This window comes from Colwellia sp. 6M3, from assembly GCF_014077595.1.
GTDB lineage: Bacteria > Pseudomonadota > Gammaproteobacteria > Enterobacterales > Alteromonadaceae > Cognaticolwellia.
This window is the reverse complement of the sequence record NZ_JACGWF010000122.1, coordinates 1-9,003: the sequence shown is the minus strand read 5'-3', so window position 1 is coordinate 9,003 and position 9,003 is coordinate 1. Positions and strand designations below refer to the sequence as shown.

Annotated in this window: 6 protein-coding genes and 1 pseudogene; 1 reads left to right on the top strand and 6 read right to left on the bottom strand. The window is 37.4% G+C overall.

Translation table 11 applies throughout. The features are described from left to right. From H4J50_RS17490 to H4J50_RS17480, 3 genes and pseudogenes are all read right to left on the bottom strand, one after another. Nucleotides 1-1,031: pseudogene (locus H4J50_RS17490) on the bottom strand (bifunctional aconitate hydratase 2/2-methylisocitrate dehydratase); the annotation flags it as partial. Between the two features lie 617 nt (nt 1,032-1,648). Next, on the bottom strand, nt 1,649-2,491 hold the full coding sequence (locus tag H4J50_RS17485) for a hypothetical protein (protein WP_182257504.1): 843 nt from the start codon (nt 2,489-2,491) through the stop codon (nt 1,649-1,651). A gap of 75 nt (nt 2,492-2,566) precedes the next feature. After that, the gene (locus H4J50_RS17480; RefSeq protein WP_182257503.1) at nt 2,567-3,268 is read right to left on the bottom strand and encodes an ABC transporter substrate-binding protein; all 702 of its coding nucleotides are present in this window, start codon (nt 3,266-3,268) and stop codon (nt 2,567-2,569) included. Between the two features lie 388 nt (nt 3,269-3,656). Here H4J50_RS17480 and H4J50_RS17475 point away from each other — a divergent pair, with 388 nt between their 5' ends. After that, nucleotides 3,657-4,037 carry a YacL family protein gene (locus tag H4J50_RS17475; protein WP_182257502.1) on the top strand — a complete coding sequence of 127 codons (381 nt, stop codon included), beginning with the start codon at nt 3,657-3,659 and terminating at the stop codon, nt 4,035-4,037. A gap of 46 nt (nt 4,038-4,083) precedes the next feature. Here H4J50_RS17475 and H4J50_RS17470 read toward each other — a convergent pair whose 3' ends face one another. The 3 genes from H4J50_RS17470 to rapA all read right to left on the bottom strand — a co-directional run bounded on the left by H4J50_RS17470 (nt 4,084) and on the right by rapA (nt 8,874). Then, entirely contained in the window at nt 4,084-5,082 is a 999-nt protein-coding gene (locus tag H4J50_RS17470; protein ID WP_108457235.1) for a DUF3530 family protein, read from the bottom strand. A 115-nt stretch (nt 5,083-5,197) separates the two neighbouring features. Then, nucleotides 5,198-5,881: an RluA family pseudouridine synthase gene (locus tag H4J50_RS17465; protein ID WP_182257501.1), complete on the bottom strand. Its 684-nt coding sequence runs from the start codon at nt 5,879-5,881 to the stop codon at nt 5,198-5,200. Nucleotides 5,882-5,961: 80 nt separating this feature from the next. Then, on the bottom strand, nt 5,962-8,874 hold the full coding sequence (rapA, locus tag H4J50_RS17460) for an RNA polymerase-associated protein RapA (RefSeq protein ID WP_182257500.1): 2,913 nt from the start codon (nt 8,872-8,874) through the stop codon (nt 5,962-5,964). Between the last annotated feature and the right edge of the window lie 129 nt (nt 8,875-9,003).

The following is a 9,003-nucleotide window of genomic DNA, read 5'->3' as shown; positions in this document are numbered from 1 at the left end:
CCGTTTAATAACTTCTTCGCTTTAGTATCAATCGTTAACACTGTGCCAGTAGCAACAGAGTAAGCTTCTTCTAATACGGCATCGCCATTTTCGTCAACAACAGTTTTACCGTTGGCATCAACTTTCTTAACCCAGTTTTTAAGATCAAGACCAATACCACCAGTTACATCAACGGTTGTTAAGAAGATTGGAGAAATACCGTTAGTACCTGCAACTACAGGTGCAATGTTAATAAATGGTACATATGGACTTGCTTGTTTACCGGCCCAAAGTGCCACGTTATTAACACCAGACATACGAGAAGAACCAACGCCCATCGTGCCTTTTTCAGCAATAAGCATAACTTTTGCTTTCGGGTGCTTAGCTTGTAATGCTTGTATTTCTTTTTGTGCTTCAGGTGTGATCATACACTGGCCGTGTAACTCACGGTCAGCACGAGAATGTGCTTGGTGACCTGGAGAAAGTAAATCAGTTGAGATATCGCCTTCACCAGCAATATAAGTTACAACTTCAATTTTTTCTTCAATGTTAGGCAATTTGGTGAAAAATTCAGCTTCTGCATAACTTTCTAAAAGCTCTTTAGCAACAGCGTTGCCTGCTTTAAAGGCTGCTTCAAGACGAGCTGTATCAGCATCGTATAAGAATACTTGTGTTTTTAATACGTTAGAAGCTGGTGTTGATAATGCTGAATCGTCACTTAATGCTAGGTCAAGTAGCACTTCGATAGATGGACCACCTTTCATGTGCGATAGTAGTTCAAAAGCAAATTCAGAGGTTATTTCTGCTACAGCTTCTTCACCTAAAATGATTTTTTTCAAAAAGGCGGCTTTTTGACCGGCAGCACTTGTGGTGCCCGGTAACGTGTTATAGATAAAGAAATTCAAAGAGTCTTCGCGGTGTGCGTGCCCTTGATCTTTAATTTGCTCAATGATTTCCGCTAATAACTCAGCACTATCGATTGGCTTAGGTGCTAAACCTAGCTCATTTTTACGATTTTCAATTTCTGCGATATATTCTAAATACAGACTCATTTGATTCCCTCTCTGACTTTATTTACTAATAACAATTTAACTAAGCACTATTAAACTTTGTTTATTGTCGCAATAAAAGTTAAAAAGAATGATGATGTAATCATTCTTGGTTAGCGATCAAGCGCAATTAATTTGAACAAAGTATAATTGTAAGATCAATAATGCATAGCAGTATAAAATTTGCCTATATTCTACCTGATTTTTTGATGACTACTAATCACTTGGTTCAATAAGCACTATTCACCAAATTTATGGTTAGTAGAAAGAACGGTTATACTGGTTGGGTGTGTTCAGTTAGTCATTGATATTATTAAAAATAATGCATAGTTCTTTTGGGCTTTACTATCGGTTAACATCATCAACCCAAAATTTAAGCTGACCTATCTTGAAGAATTTATGGATAAAATTCTGTTTATAATTTTTGCATTCAAGACGATATCTATATGCGTTTTAATTTGCTCAAAATATTAACGGTATTTAATGCATTTAGGTGTTTGACCCAAGTGAAATTATTTATATTATAGACCAATATGTTCAATCGAACTTTTCATCTTGTTTATATACTTATGGCTTTTAAACTTCAGCGCTTTTTGCTCAATTATCAACAAGAGCCAAAATTAGTTTTTGCCCAGCTTTTCCTTAACGGCTTTCATATGTTCTCGAAAGCTTTTATCAAACTTTGATTCACCGCAACTGAAAAATTGCACAGAGGAACCTTCACTTAAACCGTATGCACTCATGTCTTGTGTTACCGAGCACCTACCATCATCTCCTTTTATAATCGCTATTCCTGCGCCCATATTTTTAGTGTTTTTTTCTCGTTCTTTTTCTTCATCTTTCAAGGGTGCTGAGTGGGGAACTGTTTTTGTTGTAGCGTTAAAAATTGAAGGAGGTTGATCGTATTGATAAGGGTTATCTACAGTCGGAGCAGAACCATTATTTAGCTTACTACGCAGCCTTTGTAATTGAGTGAAGCTATCGAGTTTTTTATTACTAGGTGCTGGTAGAGGAAGAGGTGAGTCCGGCTCTGTATTGCTAGCTTTCGGTAGTGTTATCGTATTGTTAGTTGTTGATGGTATTAAAGACTTTTTGATTGTTTTATTAAGAGGAGTAACCGTATTTTTATCGGCTAAATCAATAACAGGTTTATTAGTATTAGGTTTATTAGGAATAGGTTTATTAGTAATAGGCTCTTCAGTAACCAGTACTTCCTGCTTATTATGGTCAGCCTCGCTGCGGTTTGGTTCTTCTATTATTTTCTCTAAAGGTTGTTGTTTATTTTGATGTGCCTGCGCTGCGGTTAAATTGGGAGCATAATATAGGAAGCTTTTTATCGGTGGGCTTTTGTTGATTTTCTTTATTGATTTTTCTTTATGTGAATGAGTGATAAAAATCAATAAAATGATAATGCCGTGGACAACCAAGGAAAATAAAATAGCAGTATAAGTTCCTTTTCGCACAATGATTTCAATGTCGGCTAAAGAGTAGGTAATTTATAGACGATAAATCACTTTGTAAGTTCAATTGAATTCAACCTAGTTTCTTACCTTGTTAAGAATAGTTTGAATTTCGCCGTTGTCTGATATTGCCTTTAACGCTTTTGATAAGTGTGCAATTTCATTTCTTAATGGCGATCTTTTAGATACCACGATGTAAGAGCCAACCGTTTCATCATAAGAAAATTTTGCTAACTTAATCTTGGTTTTATAAATTTTTTGATCAACCCAAGGGGTAATAGTTTCTTCCCGCTCCAGAAAAGTATCAATACGCCCTTTTAAAAGCATATCAACGAGTTGCTGATAATTAGTTAACGGGATTTTAGTCAGCTGTGTGTCATGATCAAATTTATCAAAATACGAAGCGCCTCTTAAAACCCCAACTTTCAAGGGTTGCAAGTCTTGATAGCGATTCAATTCAATTTTACTTTCTGCGCGAATATAAAACTGTAGCGGTAAGTGCTGAATTTTTATCGGAGGCTCAAGGTAGTTAAGAAATTGCTCTCTTATTTCGGTTTTTCTGATCGCAATCATCATATCAGCTTGGCCGTTTTGTAAAAAAGCAAAACAGCGGGCTGGCGGGCAATAGATAAACCTGACTTCTCGTGCTAATTGCTCTGCTAATGCATTGGCAATATCGATGTTTTCGCCGACAAATTTACCGTCTACAATGTTAGAAAATGGCGGTTCAATATACATCGCCACGGTGATTGTTGGTAAAGGTTGTGAAACAACTTTCATCGACATAAACAAAAAGAACACGCAGCAAATTAGAGTGACATGAATTTTGAATCGTCTTCGTTGATTTAAACGTAAGTGTGTTGATAGAAAACTCATGCCATTATTTGTGATAAACCATCTCCTTATAACATCAACTAAAGTTATTCTAGTAATTAAGCTTCGTAATCTAGTGTTAAAAACTCGGGGTTTGCTACAATTAGATTGTGATAATTATTATAACAATGTCCTTGTTAGTATTAGAAGATTTTCTTTAAAATAATGGTGACGAATCTAACGTTATCTAAATAAATATCAACTAGGTTAAATCATTTTTATACGAAACTAGGTTATATAATTTAGTAACGGGTAAATAGGTTTTCTCGCTAAAGGTTTTCAGAACGAGGTATATATGGAATATCAATTTATAGATGATCCCTTAACGGGTAGTGCTATCGCTAAGTTTTCGCTCGACCATGAAGTCATTGGTCCATGGTTAGAAGTTGAAGTAGGCACAGATACAGATAAGCTTTCGAAACTATTGTCTGCGATCGCAGATATTGAAGCAGAAAAACAGTTAGAAATTACGATTACAGGTAACGAGTATACGGTTATTTTTAATCGAGGTGATGTAACCGTTCAAACCAATGCGAGTATGGACGGTTTAGAAGTATTACCAGACTCACTTATTGAAGAAGGTATTGATTTTGATCTACAAGACTCCTCTTCTTGTGGGCGTGAAGACTTTCGAGAATTATTACTATCTTGGGCAAAATTTGTCAGCAAAAAATAGCATGACAATAATCATGCTGTTTTTAAGAGATGTTTCACTTGAGAACTTACCAACCCATTGAGTTAAGCCAGCTTATAATTTCTTTGGTTAAGCTATTTTTAGGATAGTAACCTGTGACTTGATTACTTAATTGTTTTTGTCGAAAATATATTTTCAGTTCTCTTTTCGCTGACGCTTTTCTTAATATAGCGTTGGCTTGTACTAAATGATGATCGCGCTGTAAATATAAATCAAGAATTGGATAGTCTGTAACAGCCAGTTGTTGAGCTATTTTTTCGCTCGCTGGTTGTGTCGGCATATAGCTGCTAAGCATAATAAACGCAGCGGGTGCGCCTACTAAGCCTTGTTGGTAAATATCGAGCAATACCGCACTATTATTACCCTCAGCTATTACAATAATTCCACCAGGAAAACGCTTGGCTTGTTCAATAGTCGCTTGCATGACCTCAGCAAATTTTTTGCCATAGTTTTCAAGTATTTCAATATTTTCTTTATTTCGCTCTTCTGCTGTTAATGCCTGTGAAGGGTAGCCTTCAGGCTTATTTGGTGGGTGTAACGTTATTGTTGTCCAACCCTGATCAGGCATATTTTTACGCAGCTGATTAAGTGCATAAGGGGTTGTTATACTTTGCTGCCAATCCGGAATTAACACCATAACGCCTTTATTTACGGGTGTGGTGTGTTGATTGATTATCGTTAGATATTTGTCTGTTCCAACCATTATCGGGATGATTTTCTCTTGCGTTAAATAATGCTTAATATCTTGCTGTTGTTGGTCAAATGCATTTACGGGCAGATTAATAATGACATCATGTTGATGGTCGTCTTCTGTTGCTTCGTCTTGTGTCGCCTCAGTGTTAGTTGCTGCCACCTCAGGTTTAATCTCTTCAGCTTTTTCAGGATCCCCTTTGCCATTGGGCTGAGTATCTTCTGTTTGTTGTGCTTCCTGGTATGGCAAAAATGGAGATGAGTAAACGTTATTTATAACTAAAGTCGATACAGCTAATAATATGAAAAAAACTATAGGCTTTGTATTCAAATGCATAAAAAGTTTTCCTCTGACCGTTGGTTAATTAACACTATAGACTTACTAAAGGTGATGTAAATATATTATCGACGTTATTGATGTTTTCTTTAATTAACCCTCGTAATTCATCGTATTAATCAAATGGGCAAGCTTTTGTAAAGGCCAAGGTTTTCTCAGTAACGGGGTGTGCTATTTGTAGCATTTTGGCGTGTAACTGCAAACGATTACTACAATTTAATGCTTGTTCGTGAGCATACAGTCGGTCACCAATAATGGGGTGACCAATAAATAACATGTGCACCCGTAGTTGATGAGAACGACCCGTTATAGGAGTTAGCTCAAGCAGGGTTGTTATTTGGTTGTCTTTGTTCTCACGATAACTTAAAACTTTATAATGAGTTAATGCCGCTTTACCTTGTTCATGATCTACCTTTTGTTTTGGTCTATTTGGCCAGTCACAAATCAAGGGTTGATCAACAGAGCCCTGTGCGTTTTCAACTTTACCAAATACTCTAGCTATGTAGCTTTTTTGCGTTAATCTTTTTTCAAATTGACGACTTATCGCGACATGAGCAGGCTTATTTAATGCCATTAAAATAATGCCTGAAGTTGCCATATCTAAACGATGCACAACTGTTGCTGTTGGCAGCACTTTTAGCACTCTATTTTGCAAGCAGTCTTGGTGCTCAGGTAATCGACCTGGCACAGTGAGTAATCCGCTGGGTTTATTAAGCACAACAATATCGTTATCTTGATAAATAATATCAAGATATGGGCTCATTGGTGGTTGGTAAATAAAATCAGGGTTAGCACCCATCTTAAGATATTCCTTTTGAATTTTCGTTAGAAAAAAGGCTACACAAAAGGTGTAGCCTTTTTGTCATTTATGGCTAAAACCTAGTTACTAACAACAATGAGGCGAACCGCTTCAAATTGAATTTTGGCTTTTTCAATATATTCAGCTAACGCATTTTTTTGCATCAAAATAAAATCAATTTCTTGCTGACGCACGCTAGGATTTATTGCTTTTAGCGCTGTTAGACGCTGATGCTCTTCATCCATGGCTACTTGCATTCCAGTAAGCGCTTTTGCTTGTATTGATGTTGTTTGTTGCTCGGCATGCGCTTCTGCTTTAGCCACTAAGGGTGCTATTTGGCTTCTTAATGCTTTAACTAATTGCAGCGCTACTTGTTTCTTCACGGGTGATAATTGTTGATCTAATACGGCTTCACTCACTTTATCGGCAAGGTTGTTACCATTTTTATCAACTAATATGCGAATAGGTGTTGTTGGTAAATATCGGCCTAATTGCAAGTTACTCGGTGCAATAGCTTCTAAGGTAAAAATACACTCTAAGAAAAATGTACCTGCAGGTAATGCAGGGTTCTTTAACAAGCCAATACTCGAATTGCCGGTTTCATCAGATAGCACAAGGTCCATTGCCCCACGTACCATAGGGTGATCCCAAGTTATAAGCTGGTAATTTTCCACTGCTAATGCAGTATGACGATTAAAGGTTATGGTTGTACCATCTTCAGGTAAGCATGGGAAGTTGGCGCACAACATATGCTCAGAAGGTTGCAAAGCAATGGCATTATCAGCTTTATCATCTTGTTGAATACCAAAAACATCCAATAACTGAAACATAAATTGGGGCAAATGAATTTGTTGATCTAACTGCTCAATTTTTTCCACCAAGGCATGCGCTTTACCTTGGCCAGACGAATGCAATTCAAGCAGTTTATCTCGGCCTGATTCAAGATCTTGTTTGATGGTTAAGTGTTTCTCATGGCTTTGCTGGATTAAGGTTTGTGCTTCGTTAGAATCCCAACTGGCGCTAAGTGCTAAGTCAAATAAAGTGTCACCAAAAGCGTTAAAAACGGCATGGCCAGTGATACAGGTATGTTCGAATGCATTTAAAGACTGTTTATACCATTTAAACAGTAAACTCTGAGCCGAGTCTTCAAAATAAGGCACGTGAATTCGAATAGTTTCTGTTTGGCCTATACGGTCTAAACGACCAATACGCTGTTCTAGTAAATCGGGGTTACGCGGTAAATCAAATAATACTAAGTGGTGGGCAAATTGGAAGTTACGTCCTTCACTACCAATTTCTGAACACAATAGTACTTGAGCACTATCTTCATCTTGGGCAAAATAAGCCGCAGCGCGGTCACGTTCAAAAATGCTCAAACCTTCATGAAATACTGCAGCTCGCATACCTTCTTTAACACGCAGTGCGGTTTCTAAATCGATAGCGGTTTGCGCATTGGCACAAATAACTAAAACCTTTTCTTTTTTTAAAGATTGTAGTAACTCAATTAAATATTCGACACGTGGGTCAATATCATACCAATCTTCATGGCTGTCTAAGCTGAATAATGTTTCAGGTGTAAAAATAAGTTTTGCTTGTGCTTGTGACTTTAAGTCTTCAGCGGTACCTGAGAGTAATAATTCATTAATAGCATCTTGATAAGCATCAGGCATTGCCAGCGGCGCTGGATGTAATTCACGACCAGGAAAACCTTTAATGGTGTTGCGACTATTACGGAACAATATACGACCCGTACCATGACGGTCTAAAAGTTGGTCGAGAATATGCTGTCGAGCATTTTTTTGCTCTGTTATATCCGCGTGATTTATCGCTGCAATATGGGCACTAACGTCTGCTTCATGTAACAGTGTGGTTAACGTTGTTATTTGTTCGCTAGCTAATGGCTCATCAGTGATTAAGGTATTTGCGGCATCGGCAACCTCAGTATAATGCTGTTCTTCTTCAGTAAACTTTTGATAATCGAAAAAACGATCCGGATCAAGTAAACGCAAACGCGCAAAGTGACCTTCATGGCCTAGTTGATCAGGTGTTGCAGTTAATAGCAAAACCCCAGGAATAGTTTGCGCTAATTGCTCAATACATTGATATTCAATGCTGGCATTATCTTGTTGCCAATTTAAATGATGTGCTTCATCGACAACCATTAAGTCCCATTCTTCATCGATCATCGCTTCATACCAGCGAGGATTTTTAGTAATAAAACCAAGGTTAACCAGTACTAATTGCTCTTGGCTAAATGGATTTTCACCTTCGCCGTTATCAGATGTTTCTTCACAGCGGCTTTCGTCAAAAATACTAAATGGGAGATTAAAACGGCGTAACATTTCAACTAACCATTGATGCATCAATGATTCTGGCACAATAATAAGTACACGTTTGGCGCGACCTGTTACCAACTGTTGATGAATAATTAAACCCGCTTCAATGGTTTTACCTAAACCCACTTCATCGGCTAACAAAACGCGAGGAGCAAAGCGACTTCCCACTTCTTCGGCAATGTATAATTGGTGAGGGATTAAGCTAACACGGCCACCACTTAGGCCTGTTAAATCTGATTGTTGTTGGCTAAATTGATGATGTAAACAGTCTTTTCTTAAGCGGAACCAATCAAGGCGATCAATTTGGCCGTTGAGTAGACGATCATGAGGCTTATTAAATTTAATAAAATGGTCAATCATCATTTCTTTGATTGAGCAAGCTTCACCTGTGTCTTGTCGAATGCCAAAATAGGTTAATAAATTATTACTTTCTTCAAAAGACTCTACGGTAAGTGTCCAGCCTTCATGGCTTGGAATATTATCGCCAGCATTAAAAATAACACGTGTTAAAGGTGCATTATCCATGGCATATTGTCTTGCATCCCCTGTTGCCGTAAATACGATAGTAACAAAACGACCCTCAACAGCGGTAACCGTACCTAACCCTTGATCTGACTCACTATCACTAATCCAGCGTTGTCCGGGATAAAATGCCATAAAAAAAAACTCCAACTCAATAACTCGCGTAAAAATTACACGTAAAAAAAAGGCGCTATAATATCGTTAATCATAGATGTGATCATTAAATAAATCAGTAAAAGCGTACTTTTTTTGCTTAAAATTTAT